Origin of the sequence: Nocardia sp. CA-120079 (assembly GCF_050955745.1) — a bacterium.
GTDB lineage: Bacteria > Actinomycetota > Actinomycetes > Mycobacteriales > Mycobacteriaceae > Nocardia.
In genome coordinates this window covers 8197285-8220099 of record NZ_CP192088.1, presented here as the reverse complement: position 1 = coordinate 8220099, position 22815 = coordinate 8197285, and the positions used below count along the sequence as shown (strand labels likewise).

General features: G+C 66.7%; 9 protein-coding genes and 1 tRNA gene. 7 read left to right on the top strand and 3 right to left on the bottom strand.

Annotation, left to right across the window (positions count from 1 at the left end):
- Window positions 1–114 precede the first annotated feature (114 nt).
- The gene (locus tag ACQPYR_RS37370) at window positions 115–498 is read left to right on the top strand and encodes a hypothetical protein (RefSeq protein ID WP_433624009.1); all 384 of its coding nucleotides are present in this window, start codon (window positions 115–117) and stop codon (window positions 496–498) included.
- Window positions 482–1381 (top strand): class A beta-lactamase, encoded by a 900-nt coding sequence (bla, locus tag ACQPYR_RS37365; RefSeq protein ID WP_433624007.1) that lies wholly within the window; start codon window positions 482–484, stop codon window positions 1379–1381. The genes ACQPYR_RS37370 and bla overlap by 17 nt, the downstream gene beginning before the upstream one ends.
- Here bla and ACQPYR_RS37360 read toward each other — a convergent pair.
- A complete protein-coding gene (locus ACQPYR_RS37360; RefSeq protein ID WP_433624005.1) occupies window positions 1373–2392 on the bottom strand; it encodes an AraC family transcriptional regulator in 1020 nt (339 codons plus the stop codon). The genes bla and ACQPYR_RS37360 overlap by 9 nt on opposite strands.
- A 96-nt stretch (window positions 2393–2488) precedes the next feature.
- Here ACQPYR_RS37360 and ACQPYR_RS37355 point away from each other — a divergent pair, with 96 nt between their 5' ends.
- On the top strand, window positions 2489–4027 hold the full coding sequence (locus tag ACQPYR_RS37355; RefSeq protein ID WP_433635346.1) for a flavin-containing monooxygenase: 1539 nt from the start codon (window positions 2489–2491) through the stop codon (window positions 4025–4027).
- Here the strand turns inward: ACQPYR_RS37355 and ACQPYR_RS37350 are convergent.
- Entirely contained in the window at window positions 4000–5235 is a 1236-nt protein-coding gene (locus ACQPYR_RS37350; protein WP_433624003.1) for an FAD-dependent oxidoreductase, read from the bottom strand. The two genes, ACQPYR_RS37355 and ACQPYR_RS37350, sit on opposite strands and share 28 nt — an antisense overlap.
- An 81-nt stretch (window positions 5236–5316) precedes the next feature.
- Here ACQPYR_RS37350 and ACQPYR_RS37345 point away from each other — a divergent pair, with 81 nt between their 5' ends.
- Together ACQPYR_RS37345 and ACQPYR_RS37340 are read left to right on the top strand one after the other, a co-directional pair.
- The gene (locus ACQPYR_RS37345; protein WP_433624001.1) at window positions 5317–5784 is read left to right on the top strand and encodes a MarR family winged helix-turn-helix transcriptional regulator; all 468 of its coding nucleotides are present in this window, start codon (window positions 5317–5319) and stop codon (window positions 5782–5784) included.
- A 50-nt stretch (window positions 5785–5834) separates the two neighbouring features.
- Window positions 5835–6545, top strand: coding sequence for a hypothetical protein (locus ACQPYR_RS37340; protein ID WP_433623999.1), 711 nt, complete (start codon window positions 5835–5837; stop codon window positions 6543–6545).
- 1 nt (window position 6546) lies between these two features.
- Here the strand turns inward: ACQPYR_RS37340 and ACQPYR_RS37335 are convergent, their stop codons facing one another.
- Window positions 6547–6960, bottom strand: a complete 414-nt coding sequence (locus tag ACQPYR_RS37335) for a VOC family protein (RefSeq protein WP_433623997.1) — start codon at window positions 6958–6960, stop codon at window positions 6547–6549.
- Between the two features lie 100 nt (window positions 6961–7060).
- On the opposite strand from ACQPYR_RS37335, the gene ACQPYR_RS37330 reads away from it, so the two are divergent.
- Window positions 7061–7134: transfer RNA gene (locus ACQPYR_RS37330), tRNA-Met, on the top strand.
- An 891-nt stretch (window positions 7135–8025) separates the two neighbouring features.
- Window positions 8026–22752, top strand: a complete 14727-nt coding sequence (locus tag ACQPYR_RS37325; RefSeq protein ID WP_433623995.1) for an SDR family NAD(P)-dependent oxidoreductase — start codon at window positions 8026–8028, stop codon at window positions 22750–22752.
- Window positions 22753–22815 lie beyond the last annotated feature (63 nt).

The following is a 22815-nucleotide window of genomic DNA, read 5'->3' as shown; positions in this document are numbered from 1 at the left end:
GGGGAGCTTACGCGCGCATCCGTCGAACGGCTCGTTCATTCCTTGACTATCCGATGTTCATCGATCCTTGCTACCGCGGTTGCACCTCGACCGCCGGTCGATAGGTGGCCGAAAATGCGAGGTTTCATCACAGATCCGGTGGCATGTGGCGGATTGCGGTTGACCGGCGATCTGCCGGAGCCGGATCCGGCGGCCGATGAAGTCGTCGTTGCAGTGCGCGCCTATGCCGTCAATCACGATGAGGCCAATCTGATCGCCCGCCGCTGGCGATGGTTGGCGACCTGGTCAGGACGTCGCTGGTGTGGTGGTGCGGGCGGCTGCGAATGGCAAAGGTCCGGGCCCACCGGTGACCGGTTCCTGATTTCCGGTACCTCCGAGACCCCCTGCCGGGCCGCTGATCTGCGGCGATATCGATTCCGATATCGGCTTTCGGCCACGTCGGTCTTGGACAGGTGGATCGGCGCTGTGCTGTCGTGTCGCCATGACAAAGATCGGTAGACGTCGGGCTCGAATGGGGCTCGTCCTGGTGACGACGGTCCTGCTCGGTGCGTGTGGGAACGAGTCGAAAGATCCGGACCCAGCGCCGACTCCGGTGGGCCAGTTGGCCGGTATCGAACTGCAGCATCAGGCCAGGCTCGGGATCTTCGCCGTCGATACCGGGTCGGGGCGGACCGCCGGCTTCCGTCAGGACGAGCGGTTCGCGATGATGTCGACATTCAAGACGCTCGCATGTGCCGCGCTCTTGCACGAACATCCGCTTGCCACAGGGTATTTCGATCAGATCATTCATTTCACCGAGGCCGATGCGGCGGCTGCGGGCGGTTCGGCGGTCACGGGCACCCGGATCGACAGCGGTATGTCGGTGTCGGAACTGTGCGATGCGGCGATTACCCGCAGCGATAATGCCGCGGCCAATGAGCTGCTGAAACTGCTCGGCGGCCCGCAGGCGCTGACGCAGTTCCTGCGGTCCATCGGCGACCAGGTCTCCCGACTGGACCGCACGGAGCCCACACTGAATACCGCCATCCCCGGCGACGAGCGCGACACCACCACGCCCGCGGCAATCGCGGCCGACTATCGCGCACTGACGGTCGGCGACGTACTCGCCGCACCCGAGCGCGAGCAGTTGACGTCCTGGCTGATCGCCACCACTACCGGCGGCACTCGCATTCGCGCCGGCCTGCCCAACGATTGGAAGACCGGCGACAAGACCGGCACCGGCGACTACGGCTCGGCCAATGATGTCGCCGTCACCTGGCCCGCCGGAAGCGCCGCACCGATCGTGATCGCGGTGCTGACCACCCATTCCAGCCCAGACGCCCAGGCGGACAATGCATTGGTCGCGGAGGCGACCAAAGAGGCGGTCGGTCTACTACGGTAGCCGGTGCTGCGCGCCCTCGCGTCGAACCGCGGTAGGCGTTGTGCCCCACCATCTTCGGCAGCATCTGGTGAAGGTGGCCTGTTCGGACAGTCCGATCAGCGAGGCCACCTGACTCATCGGCATAGCGGTGGTGCTCAGGTAGCGACGGGCTTCGTCGCGGCGGACCGTATCGAGGATAGTGGCGAAGGAGGTGTCCTCGGCGGTGAGGCGGCGTTGCAGTGTGCGCGGGTGGATCGTCAAAAGCCTTGCCACGGCGGTGATTTCCGGCGGGGCAGTACCCAGTAGTTGTTGTACTGCGGCGCGGACCTTCGGTGCGATGGCGGCGTCCGCGCCGCCGGACTGTCCGGCCAGGAAGGCCATGGCCAAGCGATGCAGATTCTCGTCGCCGCCGCTCAGCGGCCGGGTCGCCAGGCTGATCGGCACTCGCAAGGCCGCCGCGGGGCGCTCGACTCGCACGGGTGCGCCGAAGAACTCCTCATAGATATGGATCGGCGCGGCCGGCCGGTACGGCAGTTCGACCGAGCGCAGCCCGTAGCGCACGTCCACCAGTCGTTGAAATGTGCGGTGCACGAAGGCGAGTCCGAGATCGGTGCCTTGGACCGGTGTCGGCCCGCCGGGCTGGACGCCATAGCGCAAGGCGGTCACGCTGCGGTCGCCATAAGGGTCGGGTTCGATCGTCAGGCTGAGCGACCGCGCGTGCAGGAACAGGTAGCGCGAACAGCATTCGAGCGCATCGGCGAGCGTCGGCGAATTGCGGATGGCCAGGGCCAGCGGGCCGAGCATATCCAGATCCTGTCGATGCGAAATGCGCAGTCCGAGGTCGGGGCAGTCGAGCCGCTGCGCGGCCAGCTCCAGCGCCGCGGCGACCGCCTGATCCGGTACCAGCAGATCGTCGGCATCCAGAGCGGCGATCGGCAGCCCGACGGTGGTGGCGAACTCCTCGGCGTTCCCGCCCAGCTCGGCCACCGTCGCGCGAAATCCGCGCAACCCCGCGGACCGAATCACCGACATGTCGCTCAGAATCAAATACTTGTCGCGCAAAGTCAAGAAATCGGCTCGGTGGGCTCGCAGACTGGAACGATGATGTCAGCATCGCGCAGCGATTCGATGAGGAGCGGTGGTCGGGTGACGGGTGGGCCCGAGACCGCCGTAGTTCCGGACCACCTCGATGTCGTCATCGTCGGCGCCGGGTTGTCCGGCATCGGCGCAGCGTATCGGCTGCAGACCGAATGCCCGGGCAAAACCTATGCCGTGCTGGAGGCGCGCGAATCGCTCGGTGGGACGTGGGATCTGTTCCGCTATCCCGGAATTCGCTCGGATTCGGATATGTTCACCCTCGGCTATCCGTTCAAGCCGTGGCGGGATGCGAAGTCGATCGCCGACGGTCCGTCCATTCTGCGCTACGTCGAGGACACGGCCGCGGAATTCGGCATCGACCGGCACATCCGCTACGGCACCAAGGTGGTCGGGGCCGACTGGTCCACCGCATCGGCGCGCTGGACGCTCACCCTCGAGCAGCGCGATGCTGCGGGCGGCACCACGCAGCGCACGCTGACCTGCAATTTCCTCTACGCCTGCGCCGGGTACTACAACTACGACCAGGGCCACTGCCCGGATTTCCCTGACATCGACTCCTTCGCCGGACAGGTCGTGCATCCACAGTTCTGGCCCGAGGATCTCGACTACGCGGGCAAGCGCGTGGTGGTCATCGGCAGTGGTGCGACGGCGGTCACGCTGGTGCCCGCGATGGCCGATCAGGCCGAATCGGTGACGATGCTGCAGCGCTCGCCGACCTGGATCAGCGCCGTTCCCGGCCGGGACAAGCAGGCCGACAAGATCCGCGAGCTGCTGCCGCCGCAGTTGGCGCACCGCGTGATCCGCACCAAGAAAATCCTGTTCAGCATCGGTTTCTATCAGTACTGCCGTCGCCGTCCGGCGGCCGCGCGCAAACTGCTCACCGGTCTGACGGCGCGAATCCTGAAGGATGAGAAGGCCGTTGCCGAACACTTCACGCCGAAGTACGACCCGTGGGATCAGCGGCTGTGTGCCGTACCCGACGCCGATTTCTTCAAGGCGATGAAGAAGGGGAAGGCGCAGGTCGTCACCGACCACATCGAATCGTTTGTGCCCGAGGGAATTCGGCTGAAGTCCGGTCGAATCCTGCGGGCGGACATCGTGGTCACCGCGACCGGGCTGCAATTGCTGGCCTTCGGCGGCATTGCGCCGCAGGTCGACGGAGAGCCGGTGAACCTGTCGGAACAGTTCGTCTGGCAGGGTGCGATGCTCACCGGTGTACCGAATTTCGCGGTCTGCATCGGGTACACGAATGCCTCATGGACGTTGCGCGCCGACCTGACCTCGCGGTTGGTCTGCAAGGTCATCAACCACCTGGACCGCAATGACTATGCGGCCGTGGTGCCGAAGCCGGAAGGCGAGCTCGACGAGCGCCCGCTGCTCGATCTGGCGTCGGGCTATATTCAGCGCTCGATCGGCGACTTTCCGCGTCAGGGTGATCGGCATCCGTGGAAGGTGCGGCAGAACTATCTGCTCGACTCGGCCACGACCATGCGCACCAGTTTGCACAAGACGCTGGCCGCGACCCCACGCTCGGCCGTTCGTCACGCCGACCTCTCAATTGCCCGCTGAGCCTGGGGCACCCGCTGGGGTGTCCAGTCGATCCGGTAGTCGAACATCCAGTTCAGCGCGGTGACACCGGCTTTGGCCGCCTTCTTCAGGAAGTAGGGCGTGAGCAGGCGGACCAGTAGGCGGGCGAGTCCGTTCGACGCCTTGTCGCCACTGGTCTCCGCGCCATAGGCGACCACCTTCTCGACCCGCTCGCGGCGACGGTCCTCGAAGGCGGCCAAGGCCGTTGCGGTATCCGGAATATCGCGCAGGCAGATCGCCAGTGTCAGGGCATCTTCCACCGCCATGGACACGCCCTGGCCGGAGGAGGATGCCACGGCGTGCGCGGCGTCGCCGAGGATGACCATATTGTCGTTGTGCCACTTGGTGACCGTCGGCATGTCGTACTGGTTGAAGGCGGGGACGAAGGTGTCATCCGTTGTGGCGGCGACGATCCGGGCGGCCGGGCCGCGATCCGCCGACAGCATTTCGATGAGTTGCGCTCGCCAGTCCACCGATTCGGCCGGTGCAAGTTCCTGTGTCCGGGGGATATTGGCGAACCACCAGATCTCGCCGTCCGGTGCGACGAAGTAGCCGAAGAACGCCTTCTTCCCGAAGATCATGCTGTAGACGCCCGGTCGCAGTCCGAGCTCGCTGTGCAGCGTCCGATCGGTGACGAATCCGCCGAGTCCGTAGATGCCGAGGAAGTGCGCCTTCGGCGCGGTCGGATCGATGATTTCTCTTGTGCGAGACCGGATTCCATCGGCACCGATCAGTACATCGGCGTTCATCGTGGTGCCGTCGGCGAAGGTCGCATGTACGCCGTTCTCGGTCGACGTCGCATCGATCAGCCGCTTGTTGTACTCGAACCGCACGCCGCGCCGCGCCGCTTCGGCATTCAGCGCTCGATACATATCGCGCCGCTTGATGCTGTGCGTGACGGTGCCGTCGGGCAGTGTGCCGCCGATCGGCATATCGGTGATGTGCTTGCCGCCGCTGGTCGCGAACGACAATGTGGCGGTCGGGTGCCCGATCTCGGTCACCACATGATGCGCGTCCAACAGCGCCAGCGCCGACAGCCCGTTCACCGCCACCGTCAGATACGCGCCGATCTGCTCGGCCGCCGCCTCCGCGTATGCCTCGCACACAATCGGCTGCAGTCCGGCCCGCTGCAATGCCATCGCGGTGACCGGTCCGGCGATCCCGCCCCCGATGATCAGCGCCTTCTTCATGGTGTGCCTCCTGAAATCTCTCTCGGTTCTCCTGTATCTTGATTATCAAGACATTGGTAGTTTGACGATCAAGAGGCTTGAATGTCAAGAGAAAAATCGGAGCTGGCCGAACTGCGGGCCGAGCTCGGCCGCGAAGCGCAGGCGCTGCAGGCCGCGGTCGACGCCGTCGATCAAGCTGCCGCAACCAATCTCGGCGTCAACCGCACCGATCTGCGCTGTCTGGAAGTCCTGTGGCACGGCGAATCCACCCCGGGTGCGCTCGCCGCCGAACTCGGCCTGACCAGTGGCAGCGTGACCACCATGCTGGACCGTCTCGCCAAACTCGACTACGTCGTCCGCCATCCGGAACCGGGGGATCGCCGCAAGGTCGTCATCCGGATCACCGACGCCGCGATGGCCAAGGTCATGCGGATCTACGGGCCGATCGCCGAGGAGGGTGCGGGCGAGATCTCGCGCTACAGCGCAGCGGAACTGCGCCTCGTCCTCGATTATCTGCGTCGCTCGCGTGAGCTGCAGGAGCGCCACCGCACCCGGATCGCGGAGCTCTGAAATACCTTCCGCAAGTGGGTGCTCATGACGACAGCTGACATGATCACCCCATGATCGAATTGCGTAATGCGCGGTGGACAGTGGCAATGGCGGCGGTCGCGGTACTCGTCGCGGGCTGCAGCAGCAAGGACGACTCGGCGGATCACTCTTCGGCGCCGACCACGCCTCGCGAACAGTTGGTGCTGACCCCCGAGGAGTTCCCCGCGGGCACAAAGAAACTCGATCTGCCACCGGAGCAGCTGCAGTCGACGGTCGGCGATCTCACCGCAACACAGCAGAACGCCACCTTCACACCGGCAGAATGCGGTTCCACGCAGCAGGATCTCGGAGCAGCGACCAAGGAGTTGCTCGCGCAGTCGTCCATCTCCGCGGCGACCGGTAAGTCGGGCCAGATTTTTGTCGAATTCGTCTCCGGGCGGACCGGAGATCTGCAACGGATCGCGGACGGCAATAAGCGCTGCGGTTCGGTCGAGGTGGTCGCGACCTATGACGGCCACCAGGTCACCGCATCGGAGCGCGTCACGAGTCAGCCGGTACCCCAGGGACTGAATGGCGCGAACGCAATCGCCTACCACGCGACCAGCACCGCGACGACGGATGCCAGCGGTACTCCGCTGACGCAGAACGCGTACCTGGGCTACGCCGAGGTCCGGGGCATCACGGTCGCGGTTCGCCTTGCCGCGCTGGATGATTCGCTCGATCAAGCGGCCTTCGATCAGTTCTTCGTCGCAGCGGTGCAGAAGGTGGTGAAGGCGGCCTAGCCTACTTGCGGACGATCAGTTCCAACGCGATATTGTCCGGATCCCGGAATTCGAGGATATAGCTGAACCCGATGTCCTTGATGTCTTCGCGCGCGACCCCGCAGTCATCGAGATGCGCTGCGGCAGCCTCCAATTCGGCCAGTGAGTTCAGCGGGAACGCGAGATGATCGAGCCCGACCCGGTTCTCGTCGAAGCTGTCGGTGCCGACCGGCCGCAACCCGATCATCCCGTGCGCCATCCGATAGATCACCCCGCCGAACAGGAACCCGAGTTGCTCCCGTGTCGCCTCATCCGCATCGGCGGGCACCTCCAGCGCAACCGGCCATCCGAACACCTTCTCGTAGAACGCTCGCGACCGATCGATATCGCAAACGGTCAGTCGCACATGGGCAATGGCACTAGTGGTAATCGGCATACCCACATGCTCGCACCCACCGCCGATTACCCGCTGGTCAACCCCTCCCACCTGCCGTTTAGGTAAGCGCCGACCCATGCTGTAGCGTTGTCCCTACCGACGCGGGGTGGAGCAGCTCGGTAGCTCGCTGGGCTCATAACCCAGAGGTCGCAGGTTCAAATCCTGTCCCCGCTACAAGGGAATTGGCCCGGAACACATTGTTCCGGGCCATTTTTCCGTTCGTGCCCGGAGTGGGTTCGATTCGGCGTCGCGATGGATAGCCCACGCCGTTGACCGCTGTGTCCCTGGCAGCACATGTCGATGTGGCCGATGGCGTCCGCAAACCCTGGGCTTGTTCAACATTGGATTTGTTTTTCGACCAAGCGAATGGCGTGTTCGGTGGCGGTCCCGGTCGCAGCAAACAATCAGAACGCGGCCCGGTTCCGCCTTCCCATATTTGGAAAGGTCACGCGGACGAGGTCTGCTATTTCTGGTGTAGCGACGCCCTGAGGAGACCAATGCTTTACATCGCACAACCACACCGGAGCAGTCTGGTGATCACCACCTCGGGCCCGTTGCTCGTCCCTGGTCGTGGTAACTACTGGGAAGCTACTGGCTGGTTGACAAGGTCAAGATCGTCAAATTACTGTTCAGTACGATGAATCGCGTTCTACTGTTCGGAAATCTGAAGGATCATTGTGCTGATCCATATCGCTGTCGCACAGGTGCTATATATGCATCTCGCGACAGATGTTTCGGGCACCATCCCCTCTTGTGTGCGCCTGGACATGCTGGCGTGCCCACGTAGCGCCCCAGCCGCCAGCATTATTCGCTGATTATTTGCTCTGTTGAGGTCCGGCGGTACGCCACGTCCAGCCTGGGCCTAGCCTGCTCCATCTCCTCGGGGCCCCAGGTCGCTTGCGGAAGACGCTCCGCATCATTCAGGGCTCCTCGCTGAGCCTCGACCGCGTCGAAATCCGTTATGTCCGAAGCGGGAATCGACTGATTCCTTTGCCGCAGACGACAAACACACTCGTCAGAGGCTTTACGGCGGGTCCCAGCCTGCCTTGGGAAGGATGTTCAGAGGTGACCGGATCGGCGTTCGAGGTCGCTATCGTCGGCATGTCCTGCAGACTGCCGGGCGCGGCCGATCTCGACGGCTACTGGCAGCTGCTCAGCGAGGGGCGCGCCGCGATCGGCACCGCTCCTGCGGGGCGCGAGAGCATCACCGAGCGGGCCGGATTCGTCGACACCGTGGGTGAGTTCGACGCGGACTTCTTCGGGGTCTCGCCCAATGAGGCGCGTGCGATCGACCCGCAGCAGTTGCTGGCACTCGAATTGAGCTGGGAGGCGCTCGAGGACGCAGGCCTGGCCGCAACGGCGCGCGAGGCCCGGCGGTGCGGTGTGTTCCTCGGCAGTACCGGAACCGATTTCGCGGAAGCGAACCGCATCTCGAACTTCTTCGGTTTCAGCGGCCCGAGCATCCTGGTCGACAGCACCCAGGGATCCTCGCTGGTCGCGGTTCATCTGGCATGTGAGAGCTTGCGCAGCGGTGAGAGCGACATGGCACTGGTCGGTGGACTGAACCTGATCCTGTCGCCGACGAGCGGAGAGCGCATCGAGCAGTTCGGCGCGCCGTCGGCGCCAGGCGCCGGCTACACCTTCGACGCGCGGGCCGACGGGTTCGTACGCGGCGAGGGCGGCGGCATCGTGGTGCTGAAACCCTTGGCGCAGGCGGTCGCCGACGGCGACCGGATTCATGCCGTGATCCGCGGCAGTGCGGTCGACACCGGCAACGAACGCCGAGAGCTGAGCGCCCTGAGTCGCGATGCGCAAGCCGCGGCGATCCGCTCCGCTCTGGCCGAGGCAGGTGTCGAGGCGCCGTCGGTGCAGTACGTCGAATTGCACGGCATCGGAACACTCGCCGGTGATCCGATGGAGGCCGCCGCGCTCGGCGAAACCTACAGTGTGCGCCGGGCGCAGGAAGCGCCGCTGGCCGTCGGATCGGTCAAGACGAACATCGGGCATCTGGAAGGTGCTTCCGGTATCGCGGGCCTCATCAAGACTGTGCTCTGTCTGCGCCGCCGAGAACTGGTGGCCGGCCTGGGCTTCGAGCCGCCGAATCCGCGAATTCTGCTCGCGGACTTAGGTTTACGGGCGGTTACGGGCACCGAGGACTGGCCCGTGGCCGATGTACGCAGGGCGGGTGTGTCGTCGTTCGGTATGGGGGGATCGAACGCCCACGTGATCGTGGAGGAGGCGCCCGCTGTCGGGTCCGCCGCGTCCACCGTGGACAGCGAGGCCGCTGCGGTGCCGTGGGTGGTGTCGGCGCGCAGCGAGGGCGGCGTGCGCGCACAGGCGGCCCGGCTGCGAGAGTGGCTATTGCGGCATCCGGGGCTGGATGTGGTCGATGTGGCGCATTCGCTGCTGGCCACGCGAGCCCAAATGGAGTGGCGCGGAAGCGTTGTCGGGCGGGATCGGGCGGAGTTGCTGGCCGGTTTGGCGGCCCTGGCCGACCCGACCGCGCCCGCTATGGCGATCGAGCCGACAACCGGGCGGGCCGAGCGGAGGCGGGTCGCATTCGTCTTCCCGGGGAATGGCAGCCAGTGGGAGGGTATGGCGCTCGGACTGCTGGATTCAGGTGGGGCATTCGCGGAGTCGATCGCGGAATGTGCAGCGGCGCTTGCGCCGTACGTGGACTGGTCGCTGACGGCGGTGCTGCGCGGCGAAGTCGATGCCCCCTCGCTGGATCGCGTGGATGTGGTGCAGCCGGTGCTGTTCGCGGTGATGGTGTCACTGGCTCGGATGTGGCGAGCGGCCGGTGTGGAGCCGGACGTGGTGATCGGCCATTCCCACGGTGAGGTTGCCGCCGCGCACGTTGCGGGTGGACTGTCGCTGTCCGATGCGGCGCGTGTGGTGGCTCTCCGGTCCCGGGCGCTCGCTGATGAGCTGGCCGGACAGGGCGGTATGGCCTCGATCGGACTCGACGCGGATGCGGTCCGGGAACGTCTTTCGGCGTATGGAGATCGGCTGGCGTTGGGGGCAGTGAACGGACCGGCGCAAAGTGTGATTTCCGGTGACGTTTCGGCGGTGGAGGAATTCCTCGCCGACTGCGCCCGCGACGGTGTGTGGGCCCGCCGGGTTCCGATCGACTACGCGTCGCATTCAAAGGCGATCGAGCGGATCCGCGATCGGCTGCTCGCGGAACTGGCACCGATCCGCCCGCAATCCGGATCGGTGCCGTTCTTCTCCGCGGTATACGCAGACCGGTTGGATACGGCTGAACTGGACGCCGAATATTGGTATAGGTCGGAGCGGGAACCGATTCGATTCGCCGATGCCGTTACGGCGCTGATCGGGGACGGTATCACCGGATTCATCGAGGTCGGCCCGCATCCGGTGCTTACGATGGGTATCGCCCTGACCGCCGAGGCGGCAGGTGCGGCCGAGGGCGTATCCGTTGTCGGATCGTTGCGGCGCGGTGCCGGCGGTCCGGAACAGTTCATCGCGTCGCTGGCACAGGCCTACTGCGCCGGTGTGCCGGTGGATCCGCGCGCGCTGGTCTCCGGTGGGGCGCGGGTCGACCTGCCGCCATACGCGTTCCAGCGCCGTAACTTCTGGTCCGGTGCACTGGTCACTTCCGGTGGCGTCCCCGAAGTTTCCGAGGGCCGGATCTCCGAAGACAGGGAGCGGATCGATGCGTGGGGCGACGGCCCGCTGGCCCGCAAACTACTGGCCGCCCCCGAATATCACCGTGACACAGTAGTTCTCGATATCGTTCGTGAGCATGCCGCCGCCGTACTAGGCCACGATTCGGCCCGATCAATTGACCCCGACCTGCCGTTCACCGAGTTTGGCATTGATTCGGTCGGTGGGGTGCGGCTGCGGGACCGGCTGATCCGGGCCACCGGTGTGCCGCTGCCCGCGTCGCTCATCTTCGACCATCCGACCGCGAGTGCGGTCGCGACACTGTTGCGAGCCCGGGTCACCGGAAACGACCGGGGTAAGCATCGGGTATCGCGGCGCACGAGCACGGACGAACCGATCGCGATCGTCGGCATGGGCGCCCGATTCCCCGGTGGTGTGCGGTCCGCCGAGGACCTGTGGGACCTGATGACCGCGGGCCGGGACGTGATCGGCGAATTCCCCACCGACCGGGGTTGGGATCTGGATCGGCTGTTCGACCCGGACCCCGACAAACCGGGCACAGTCTACACCCGCCACGGTGGATTCCTCAGCAGCGCAGGCGATTTCGACCCCGGCTTCTTCGGTATCAGCCCACGCGAAGCGGTGGCGATGGATCCGCAGCAGCGGCTGCTGCTCGAGACATCGTGGGAAGCCCTGGAGGACGCGGGTATCGACCCGATGTCGTTGCGGGGCAGCGATACCGGTGTATTCGCCGGTGCCTGCTCATCGGGTTACTCGCGCCGGGTGACCGGCGACCTGGAGGGTTTCCGGCTGACCGGCACGTCGCACAGCGTCATCTCGGGCCGCGTCGCGTACGTGTTCGGCCTGGAGGGCCCGGCGGTGACGGTGGATACGGCGTGCTCGTCGTCGCTGGTGGCATTGCACCTGGCGTGCCAGGCGCTGCGCCAGGGCGACAGCTCGCTGGCTCTCGCCGGTGGCGTGACCGTCGCGGCCAGTCCGTATCTGTTCGTGGACTTCTCCCGCCAGCGCGGCCTGTCGCCGGATGGTCGCTGCAAGCCGTTCTCGGCTGCCGCCGACGGAGTGGCGTGGTCGGAGGGTTCGGGCGTCCTTGTGCTGGAGCGGCTTTCGGATGCGCAGCGGCTCGGACACAATATCCTGGCCGTTGTTCGCGGTAGCGCGGTGAACCAGGACGGCGCGAGCAACGGTCTGACCGCGCCGAACGGTCCGTCGCAGGAACGGTTGATCGCGCAGGCCCTCGCCAATGCGGGGATCTCGGCGGTCGATGTGGACGCCGTTGAGGCGCACGGGACCGGCACGACCCTGGGTGATCCGATCGAAGCACAGGCCTTGATCGCCGCCTACGGCCAAGATCGGGGCGATCGGGAACCGTTGCGAATCGGTTCCTTGAAATCGAATATCGGCCATACCGTGGCCGCCGCTGGTGTGGCCGGTGTGATCAAGATGGTGCAGGCCATGCGGCACGAGCGGTTGCCGCGGACGCTGCACGTCGAAACGCCGTCGCCGCAAGTGGATTGGGCCGCGGGCGCGGTGCGTCTGCTGACCGAAGCCGAACCGTGGATCGCCGGAGCTCGGACGCGCCGGGCGGGTGTGTCGTCGTTCGGGATCAGCGGCACCAACGCGCATGTGATCCTCGAAGAAGCGCCTGCGGCACCGGTAGCGGCCGCCGAGGAGGACACCGAAATCACCGTGGCGGTCACCCCGTTGCTGGTGTCGGGTAAGGGCGAGGCGGGTCTGCGTAACCAGGCCGCCCGGCTGCGGGCATGGTTGTCGGAGCGGTCGGAGATCGACATCGCGGATGCGGCCTATGCGCTGGCGACGTCGCGGGCGCAGCTGGATGCGCGCAGTGTGGTCTTCGGTCGCGATCGGGGCGAGTTGCTCGAGCGGTTGGCGGATCTCGCCGAATCGGGTACCGGTACCGGTGTGATCGGCGGCGTCGTCGGTTCGGGGCAGACGGCATTCCTGTTCACCGGTCAGGGTGCACAGCGGATCGGCATGGGTGCAGGGTTGTACGAGGCGTTCCCGGTATTCGCGGACGCGTTGGATTCGGTGTGCGCCCAGTTCGATCCGGTATTGGAGTGCTCGCTCAAAGCGGTCATGTTCACCGGCGTCACTGGTGGCGATACCGATGTCGCGGTGCTGGATCGGACGGAGTTCACCCAGCCCGCGCTGTTCGCCTTCGAGGTGGCGCTGTATCGCTTGCTGGAGTCGTTCGGCATCACCCCGAATGTGTTGATCGGCCATTCGATCGGAGAAGTCGCTGCCGCGTACCTCGCGGGCCTGTGGTCGCTCGAGGACGCGTGCCGGTTGGTGGCGGCGCGCGGACGTCTCATGGGCGGGTTGCCCGAGGGCGGAGCCATGCTGGCCATCGCGGCGTCCGAACCCGAAGTCAACGATGTTGTCGCCCGATACCCCGACCGAGTGTCGGTCGCCGCGGTGAACGCGCCGGCGGCTCTGGTGATCTCGGGTGATGAGGACGCGGTCGGCGAAATCGAGGCAGGATTCGTCGAGCGTGGCGTGAAGACGTCGCGGCTGCGGGTCAGCCATGCCTTCCACTCGCATCGGATGGAGCCGATGCTGGCCGAATTCGAGTCTGCGGTCAAGGATTTGACGTACAACCGGCTTCGCTTGCCGTTGGTTTCGAATGTGTCGGGTCGGCTTGCTGGTGACGAAGTGACCGAACCCGCCTACTGGGTTCGTCAGGTGCGGGCCGCGGTGCGATTCGCGCCGGGCATCGAGACGTTGATCGCCTCGGGTGTGCGTCGATTCCTGGAAGTGGGGCCCGACGCGGTGCTTGCGGCGATGACCCGGCAGACGCTTCCGGAGGACGCGGAGTCGACCTCGGTGGTGGCCGCGGCCGCGCGCCGGGATCACGATGAGCCCCAACAGTTCTCGACGATGCTGGCACACGCGCACACATCCGGGGTGCGGGTGGATTGGACGCCACTGCTGCGTCGCCGGACGAGACGACGAATTCCCCTGCCCACGTACGCTTTCCAACACCAGCGCTTCTGGTTGCCGCCGCGCCCCGAGGCCACCGGCGACGCCCTTGCCCACCCGTTGCTCACCGGTGTGGTGCCGGTAGCCGGTAAGGACGAGTTCGTTTTCACCGGCCGGTTTTCGCTGGCGACCCACCCGTGGGTCGCCGACCATATGACCTACGGCACTGTGGTGCTGCCGAGCGCGGCCCTCGTCGAGTTCCTGCTCGCCGCGGGCAGCCGCATAGATTGCGGCGTCGTCGAGGAGCTGACCCTGGAGGCTCCGATACCGCCGTCGGAAGATGACGAGGTCGAACTCCAGGTGTCGGTGCAGGAGCCGGACCAGGCCGGACGACGGCAGTTCAGCTTCTACTTCCGTCGAGGGGGCCGCCGAGCGGGCGAATGGGTGCGCAACGCCAGCGGTGTACTGGCCCCCTCGCGAGACGGCGATGACGCGCTGCTGGACCAGTTGCGGGACGAGTCGTGGCCGCCGATCGACGCCGAAACCCTCGACCCGGCATGGATTCCCGAGCGGATCGCCGCAGTATCCGGACTCGAATACGGCCCGGCGTTGCGCGGTGTCAGCTCCGCATGGCAGCGGGGTGAGACCGTCTTCTCCGAGGTCATCCTGGATACGGCGGCCGCGCCCGACCCGGAGCGATTCGATCTGCATCCGGCGTTGCTCGACCTGGTGATGCACGCCGGGCTGGCCGGGCTCCTCTGGCGCGATCAGGACGGCGATCCGGACATCGGCCGGTTGCTGTTCCGCTGGGGCGGAGCGCGACTGCACCAGCCGCCGGCCAAGACAACGACGCTGCGGGTCATCGCCACGGCGCGCGGCCCGGAGACGATTTCCATTGCGGCCATTGATGATTCGGGACGGCCCGTGGTTTCCGTCGACGCGGTCGTCATGCGGCCCTATGACGTGAACCAGATGCGCAGCACACTGGCCGGGGATGCCGCCGACCTCTACGAGGTCCAGTGGACGCCCGCCTCGACAGCGACACCGATTGTGTCCGCGGACCGGATGGCCGTACTCGGTTCCGAGCGGGTTGCTGGAATCGGCACCTGCTATCCGAGTCCCTCGGAACTCGCTGCGGTACAAGAGATTCCAGATGTCGCGATCTGGCATCCGGAGGACGGCGCCGCGACCGACGATCCGGCGGTCGTTTGCGGCCACCTGGAAATGGTGTTGGCGACAGTGCAGGCTTGGCTGGCCGAAGATCGTCTGGCCGACACCCGGCTGGTCGTGGTGACCGCGAACGGTGCCGCGCTGCCGGGCGAGGCACCGGATCTCGCCGCGGCAGCCGTCTGGGGCCTGATGCGCAGCGCCCAATCCGAATATCCGGGCCGGTTCATTCTCCTCGACTCCGACCCATCGGACGTTGCGTCCATGGATGACTCGACACTCGTCGGTGCGGTGCTCGCGGCGGGCGAGCCACAGGCGGCGGTGCGTGCCGGCGGACTGCTCGTGCCCAGACTGGTGCGAGCGCGAACGGAAGAGGCCCACCCGTCGCCCGACCATCACCCCTTATCGAGTCGCGACGCGGCGCTGCCGTTCGGCGCCGGCACCGTCCTGATCACCGGCGGCACCGGTGGTCTCGGCGCACTGCTGGCTCGACATCTGGTCACCGTGCACGGGGTCCGCCACCTGCTGCTGGTGTCCAGGCGTGGCGAAACAGCCCACGGCGCAAGAGAACTGGTGTCAGAGCTGTCGGAATCCGGCGTCGCTGTCGCAGTGGCGGCCTGCGATGTGGGTGATCGAGAAGCCCTCCGTTCCCTGCTCGATTCGATAGCGGCCGATCATCCGCTGACCGGCGTGGTCCATGCGGCCGGTGTCCTCGACGACGGCACCCTCGCGGGCCTGACCACCGCGCAACTGCGGCGTGTGTTCAGCTCGAAGGCCGCGGCCGCATGGCACCTGCACGAACTCACTCGCGACCGCGCCCTGTCGGCCTTCGTGCTGTTCTCGTCTATCGCGGCAACGATCGGATCGGCGGGACAGGGCAACTACGCCGCAGCCAACGCCTTCCTCGACGCGCTGGCGCACCGTCGCCGTGCCGCCGGGTTGCCCGCGACAGCACTGGGCTGGGGGCCCTGGAACTCCGTCGGCGGCATGACCGGTGGCTTGGACCGCAGCGCCGTTGCGCGCTGGGAAAGGCTCGGTCTCCACTCACTCGGAAACGACGAAGGTCTGCGCCTGTTCGATGCGGCCACCGGTCGCGCCGCAGCGCACTTGGCGGCGATTCGGTTCGACCCGGCCGAGCTGCGGCGCGAAGCGGGCAACGGTGCGGTGCCGACGGTGCTGCGCGGTTTCCTGCCCCGCACCACGGACCGGACCGCGGCAGCGTCGAGTTCACTGGCCACACGACTGAGCCGGGTACCGGAGGCCCAACGTGCCGAGGTGGTGCTCGACCTGGTCCGGGAGCACGCGGCGGCAGTGCTGGGGCACGGTTCCGCCGAAGACATCGGCCCCGGCGAGCGATTCGACGCACTGGGATTCGACTCGCTCGGCGGAGTCGAATTCCGCAACCGGCTGGCGAAGGCCGCCGGTGTCCAGCTGCCGTCCACCCTGGTCTTCGACCACCCCACCGCCGCGGCCGTCGCCGCCCTCTTGCACTCCACGATCGAGGGAACGGATTCCGGGTCCAGGACGGCACGGGTGTCACGCCGGGTACGCGTGGACGAACCCATCGCGATCGTGGGTATGGCCTGCCGGTTCCCCGGCGGCGTCGATTCGCCGGATGCACTGTGGGATCTGGTTGTTTCCGGCAGGGATGCGACGGGTGAGTTCCCGGCGGATCGTGGCTGGGATCTGGAGCGGCTGTTCGACCCGGATCCGGACAAGCCGGGGACGGTCTATGCCCGTCGCGGTGGATTCCTTTATGACGCAGGTGATTTCGATCCAGGCTTTTTCGGGATCGGCCCGCGCGAGGCGACGGCGATGGATCCGCAGCAGCGGTTGCTGCTGGAGGTGTCCTGGGAGGCGCTGGAGCACGCGGGGATCGACCCGACGTCGTTGCGCGGCAGCGATACCGGTGTCTACACGGGCGTGATGTACCAGGACTACGAGGCGGTAACGGGTAAGGCCGGGCCCGAGGTCGAGGGGTATGTCCTCACCGGCGGCCTGGGGAGTGTGGCTTCCGGACGGGTGGCCTATGCGCTGGGTCTGGAAGGACCGGCGATGACGGTGGATACCGCCTGCTCGTCGTCGCTGGTGGCGCTGCATCTGGCCGGTCAGGCGCTGCGCCAGGGGGAGTGTTCGCTGGCGTTGGTCGGTGGCGCGACGGTGATGGCGACACCGATGGTGTTCCAGGAGTTTTCGCGGCAGCGTGGTCTGGCTCGAGACGGCCGGTGCAAGTCGTTCTCGGCCGCGGCCGACGGTGTCGCCTGGTCCGAGGGCGCAGCGGTGCTGATCGTGGAGCGCCTGTCGGATGCGCGTCGGCTGGGCCACGACATATTGGCCGTAGTGCGTGGCAGTGCGATCAATCAGGACGGTGCGAGCAATGGTTTGACGGCGCCGAATGGCCCGTCGCAGCAGCGGGTGATCGCGGCGGCGCTGGCGAATGCCGGGTTGAATCCGCGGGACGTGGATGCGGTCGAGGCGCACGGGACGGGAACGGCGCTGGGCGACCCGATCGAAGCGCAGGCGCTGCTCGCCACCTACGGGCAGGACCGTGCAGGAGAACCGCTGCGTCTTGGTTCGCTCAAGTCGAATATCGGTCATGCGCAGGCGGCGGCCGGTGTCGGCGGTGTGATCAAGATGGTGCAGGCGTTGCGGCACCGAACTCTGCCGATGACACTGCATGCGGACGAGCCGAGCCCACACGTGGACTGGTCCGCGGGCGATGTCCAACTGCTGACCGAGGCGCAGGCGTGGCCGGTCGGCAACAGGGTGCGTCGGGCCGGGGTGTCGTCGTTCGGGATCAGTGGCACCAATGCCCACGTGATCATCGAAGAGGCACCGGCCCAGGCGGTTTCGGTACTCGAGCGTGGTGCGGCCGGGCCGGACATCGACGTGGCCGTGGTGCCGTTGATGGTGTCGGCCAAGTCAGAGGAGGGCTTGCGGGCGCAGGCGAAGCGGTTGCGGGCGTGGTTGGCCGATCGACCGGAGGCCGATATCTGGTCGGCGGCACGGTCATCGGCGGACTCGCGAGCATTGCTGGACCGCCGGGGCGTCGTCGTCGGACGTGATCGAGACGAGCTCCTGGCGGGTCTGGCCGATCTGGCCGCGGGTTCGCCGGGCACGATCGAGGGTACGGCGGGTTCGGGGAAGACCGCGTTCCTGTTCACGGGTCAGGGTACGCAGCGGGCGGGGATGGGCTCGGGGCTGTACGAGGCGTTTCCGGTGTTCGCGGCGGCGTTGGACGAGGTGTGCGCGGAGTTCGATCCGCTGTTGGGTCGGGCCCACCCGTCGCCCGACCGCCACCCGTCGAGGAGCTCCGCGCTGTCCTTGAAGGACCTGATGTTCGCCGACAGCGAGGGCGTGTTGGATCGGACCGAATTCACCCAACCGGCATTGTTCGCGTTCGAGGTGGCCTTGTTCCGGTTGATCGAATCATTCGGTGTCACACCGGATCTGCTGATCGGCCATTCGATCGGCGAGTTGACCGCGGCGTATGTGGCGGGGGTGTGGTCGCTCGGGGATGCGTGTGCGCTGGTCGTGGCGCGCGGCCGGTTGATGGGCGCTTTGCCGGAGGGCGGGGCAATGCTCGCGGTCGCGGTGCCGGAGGCCGAGGCGTCGGCGGTGCTCGCCGAGTACGGCGGACGGGTGTCGTTGGCTGCGGTGAACGGGCCGTCGTCGGTGGTGCTGTCCGGCGAAGCGTCCGCGATGGACGAGATCGGTGATCGGCTTGCCGGGGAGGCAGTGCAGACCTCCCGGCTACGGGTCAGTCACGCGTTCCACTCGGTATTGATGGAGCCGATGCTCGACGAGTTCCGCTCCGTCGCCGCAGGATTGACGTATCGGGAGCCATCGTTGCCGATCGTGTCGAACCTTTCGGCGGTCGTGGTCGCTGCCGAGCTGACCGATCCCGAGTACTGGGTCGAGCAGGTTCGGGGGTGCGTCCGGTTCGCGCCGGGGATCGACACCCTGGTCGAGGCAGGTGCGCGGCGGTTCGTGGAGATCGGACCGGATGCGGTGCTGTCCGCGATGACTCGGCAATGTCTGGTCGAGACTCCGGCCGTCGAGGCCAAGTCGACGGTCGTCGCGGCCGCCCGGCGCTCGATCGACGAGCCGACGCAGTTCGTGTCCGCGCTGGCACAGGCCGCCGTCGTCGGCGTAGGAGTGGACTGGGCGCCGCTGTATGCGGGCCGCTCCAAGCATCGGATGACGTTGCCTACCTATGCGTTCCAGCATCGACGCTACTGGGCGCGGCCGGTCGACGCGCCGGACCTGTGGCAGTCGGGCCTGGATGATGCGGGGCATCCGCTGTTGGGCGCGATGCTGCGGTTGCCGGACTCCCAGGATGTGGTGTTCACCGGGAGGCTGTCGCGAGCCGGTCATCCTTGGCTGGCCGATCATGCCGTCGCCGGGGTGGTGTTGCTGCCCGGCGCCGCCCTCGTGGAGCTGGCCCTGCACGTGGGAACAGTGGTGGACTGCCCGCGACTGGCGGAGCTGGTGATCGAGGCACCTCTCCCGATACCGGCAGTCGGGGCCGTCGACCTGCGGGTCGTAGCGGGCGGACCGGATGACACCGGCGCACGGACGCTGTCGATGTACTCGTCGTCGAACGGCGATGATTCGGACTCGCCCGACAACAATGCCGGACAATGGATTCGCCACGCGGTCGCGACGGTTGTCGCCGGGTCGGACACGCCCCCGCTCGACTCCGGTCTGGTGAGCTGGCCGCCCGCGGGGGCGACGGCGATAGCGATCGATCACGCCTACGCGGATCTGGCCGAGCGGGGCTATGAGTACGGACCGGCGTTCCGCGGACTGACCGCCCTGTGGGGGCGCGACGGTGAGGTGTTCGCTGAGGTCGTATTGCCGGAATCCGCACGATCGGACGGCTCCGTATTCGGTGTGCATCCGGCATTGTTGGATGCCGCGCTGCATGCGGTCCTACTCGGTGGGCTGGTTACCGACACCCGGGCCGGTGCGATCGCGGTCCCGTTCTCGTGGGAGAACATCGCCCTGTATGCGACCGGCGCGACCACGGTGCGGGTCCGTGCTGCGGCGACCGGCTCCGGGCCTGGTGGTGAGCGGATCACCGTAACCCTCGCCGACCCGGCGGGCATGGCTGTGGCCGACGTCAAGGCACTGACGCTGCGGACTTTATCCGCGGATGCGCTCGGCTCGGCGCACCGTCGCACCGACGGCGTCGGCTACGAGCTGAACTGGGTCGCGCTACCCGAGCCCGCGGGTGCGCTCACCGCGGCCGCCTGGAGTCCCGCCGATGACGGTGAAACCGTGACGATCGCGGGACGGGACGCGACCGTGTTGCGGCTCGACACTCGGCGATGGAATGAGCCGTCGCGCACCGACTCTTCGGCCGTCGACGGCAATCTGCCCGTGGCAGTACGGGATCTGGTCACCGACCTCGCGGCGCAGATGCAGCGGCTGCTGACACAGGACCGGCTCATCGTCGTGGTGACCCGGCAGGCGGTCGCGGTACATCCCCACGAGCCGGTGGACCTGTCCACGGCAGCCGTGTGGGGCCTGCTGCGTACCGCACAGAGTGAGAACCCGGACCGGATTCTCCTCGTCGATGTCGAAGACTGGCCGGACTATCGGCTCGCTGTGGTCCTGTCCTCGGCTACGGGCGACGAACCCCAGCTGGCCCTGCGGCACGGGAAGGCATACGTGCCGCGCCTGAACCGCGGTGATTCGAACGCTCTCGACGTCGCGTCGCGAAATGTCCCGGCATGGGCGCTGACTCTGCGCGACAAGGGCACGTTGACCGCGGACAACTTCACCTTGAGCGACCATCCAACCGCGTTGGAACCGCTTGCACCAGGACAGGTCCGGGTGAGTATGCGGTCGGTCGGCCTCAACTTCCGGGATGTGCTGATGGCGCTCGGCACCTACCCCGACAAGGCTGGTCGGCCCGGCGGCGAGGGAGCCGGTGTCGTCTTGGAGGTCGCACCGGATGTGACCGAATTCGCGCCTGGCGACCGGGTTTTCGGGTTGATCCCGGGTGTCGGATCGGTGGCGGTGGTCGATCGCCGACTTCTCGCGCCGATGCCACGTGGTTGGTCGTTCACCCAGGCCGCGGCGATTCCGATCGTCTACGCGACCGCCTACTACGGCCTTGTCGACCTGGCCGATGCGCGATCTGGCGAGACGCTGTTGCTGCATGCGGCGACCGGTGGCGTCGGCTTGGCGGCCGTGCAACTCGCGCGACACCTGGGCCTGCGCTTGTTGGTCACCGCCAGTGAGCCGAAGTGGAATGTGTTGCGCGATTCGGGGTTCGACGACGCTGAAATCGGCAACTCGCGCACGTTGGATTTCGAGCAGAAGTTCCTCGACGCCACCCACGGTCGCGGTGTGGACATCGTATTGGATTCGCTGGCAGGCGAATTCGTGGATGCGTCGTTGCGGCTGCTGCCGCGCGGTGGCCGGTTCGTCGAGATGGGCATGCTCGACCGGCGTGATCCGGTCGCGGTGGCCGCCGAGCATCCGGGGGTGGACTACCACAGCTTCATGCTGATGGAGGTGGGTCCCGATCGGCTGCACGAGATTCTGACTACGCTGGTCGAGCTTTTCGAGGCCGGGACTCTGGCGCCGTATCCGACCATCGCGTGGGATATGCGGCAGGCGCCGCAGGCCTACCGGGTCCTGAGCCAGGCCCGGCATATCGGGAAGAACGTGCTCACCGTGCCGGTGCCATTGCGGCCCGAGGGCACTGTTCTCATCACCGGCGGCACCGGAGGATTGGGCGCGGTGGCCGCCCGACACCTGATCACCGTCCATGGTGTGCGCAGGCTGGTGTTGGCGGGTAGGCGTGGTCCGCAAGCCTCCGGCGCGGCCGAACTCGCCGCCGAGCTGACCGCGCTCGGTGCGCATGTGGATGTGGTCGCGTGTGACGCGGCCGATCGAGCCGCACTGGACGCGGTGTTGGCGGCCATACCGTCGCAGCATCCGTTGACCGCTGTCGTGCATGCGGCGGGTGTGCTGGCCGACGGTCTGCTCGCCACCATGACGCCGGAGCAGATCGCGAAAGTGTTGCGGCCCAAGGTGAATGCGGCCTGGAATCTGCACGAGGCGACCAAGGACCTGGATCTGTCGGCGTTCGTGCTGTACTCCTCGATCGCAGGCGTGATCGGCAATCCGGGCCAGGCGAACTATGCGGCCGCCAATGTCTTCCTCGATGCGCTGGCGCAACACCGGCACGTGATCGGTCTGCCCGCGACGTCGGTGGTATGGGGGCCATGGGAGCAGAGCGGCGGTATGACCAGCACGCTCGGCGCGGCCGACCTAGCGCGTTTGCGGCGCGAAGGTCTCCTTCCGTTGGGCGACGAGGACGGCATGGAGCTGTTCGACGCCGCATGGGCGGGCGGCCGGTCGGCGTTCGTGGCGGTCCGGATCGACCGGGCCGCTCTCGGCGAAGCACATCGCGATGATGTGCGCGCGGTCATGCGTGGCTTGTCGCGGCCATCGCACCGCCGGGTGGTCGATACGGCGAGCGTGCCGTCGGCAGCATCGAATGGCTCCGCATCTTTGTCGACGCAACTGCTCGGCCGCTCGACCGCCGAACAGGAACGCGTCATCCTGGACGTCATCCGGGCCCAAGCCGCGGCTGTGCTGGGACACACCAGTGCGGACTCGACCCCGCCGGACAAGCCGTTCAGCGATATCGGATTCGACTCACTGGGCGTGATGGAATTCCGCAACCGGCTGAAATCGGCTGTCGGCGTGCAGTTGTCCGCGACCGCGATGTTCGACTATCCCACCCCCGAGTCGCTGGCCGATTACCTCCGGCAGGAGATCGTTCCGGTCGACGACCCCGCGGAACGTATTGCGGCCGAGCTCGAGTCGCTGGCGCGCAGTTGTGCCACGGCCGAGCTGTCAGCTGTGGACCGATCGGATATCGCGAGCAGGTTGACCGCACTGTTGCGTGAGCTCGAAGACAAGGACACCGGCGAATTCGACCTGGGCGGCGGCCCCGACAGTCTCGAATCCGCCGACGACCGCGAGCTATTCGAATTCATCGACCAAATCAGTTGAAGCAAGTTCCGCGATCACCTGAGCTGAGCAAACACGATCTGGAGTTCCACCGATGGCCGACAA

Coding starts and splice junctions, on each gene's coding strand:
- ACQPYR_RS37370 (WP_433624009.1), top strand. CDS start 115: ATGCGAGGTTTCATCACAGATCCGGTGGCATGTGGCGGATTGCGGTTG.
- ACQPYR_RS37345 (WP_433624001.1), top strand. CDS start 5,317: ATGTCAAGAGAAAAATCGGAGCTGGCCGAACTGCGGGCCGAGCTCGGC.
- ACQPYR_RS37335 (WP_433623997.1), bottom strand. CDS start 6,960: ATGCCGATTACCACTAGTGCCATTGCCCATGTGCGACTGACCGTTTGC.
- ACQPYR_RS37360 (WP_433624005.1), bottom strand. CDS start 2,392: ATGTCGGTGATTCGGTCCGCGGGGTTGCGCGGATTTCGCGCGACGGTG.
- ACQPYR_RS37355 (WP_433635346.1), top strand. CDS start 2,489: ATGAGGAGCGGTGGTCGGGTGACGGGTGGGCCCGAGACCGCCGTAGTT.
- ACQPYR_RS37350 (WP_433624003.1), bottom strand. CDS start 5,235: ATGAAGAAGGCGCTGATCATCGGGGGCGGGATCGCCGGACCGGTCACC.
- bla (WP_433624007.1), top strand. CDS start 482: ATGACAAAGATCGGTAGACGTCGGGCTCGAATGGGGCTCGTCCTGGTG.
- ACQPYR_RS37340 (WP_433623999.1), top strand. CDS start 5,835: ATGATCGAATTGCGTAATGCGCGGTGGACAGTGGCAATGGCGGCGGTC.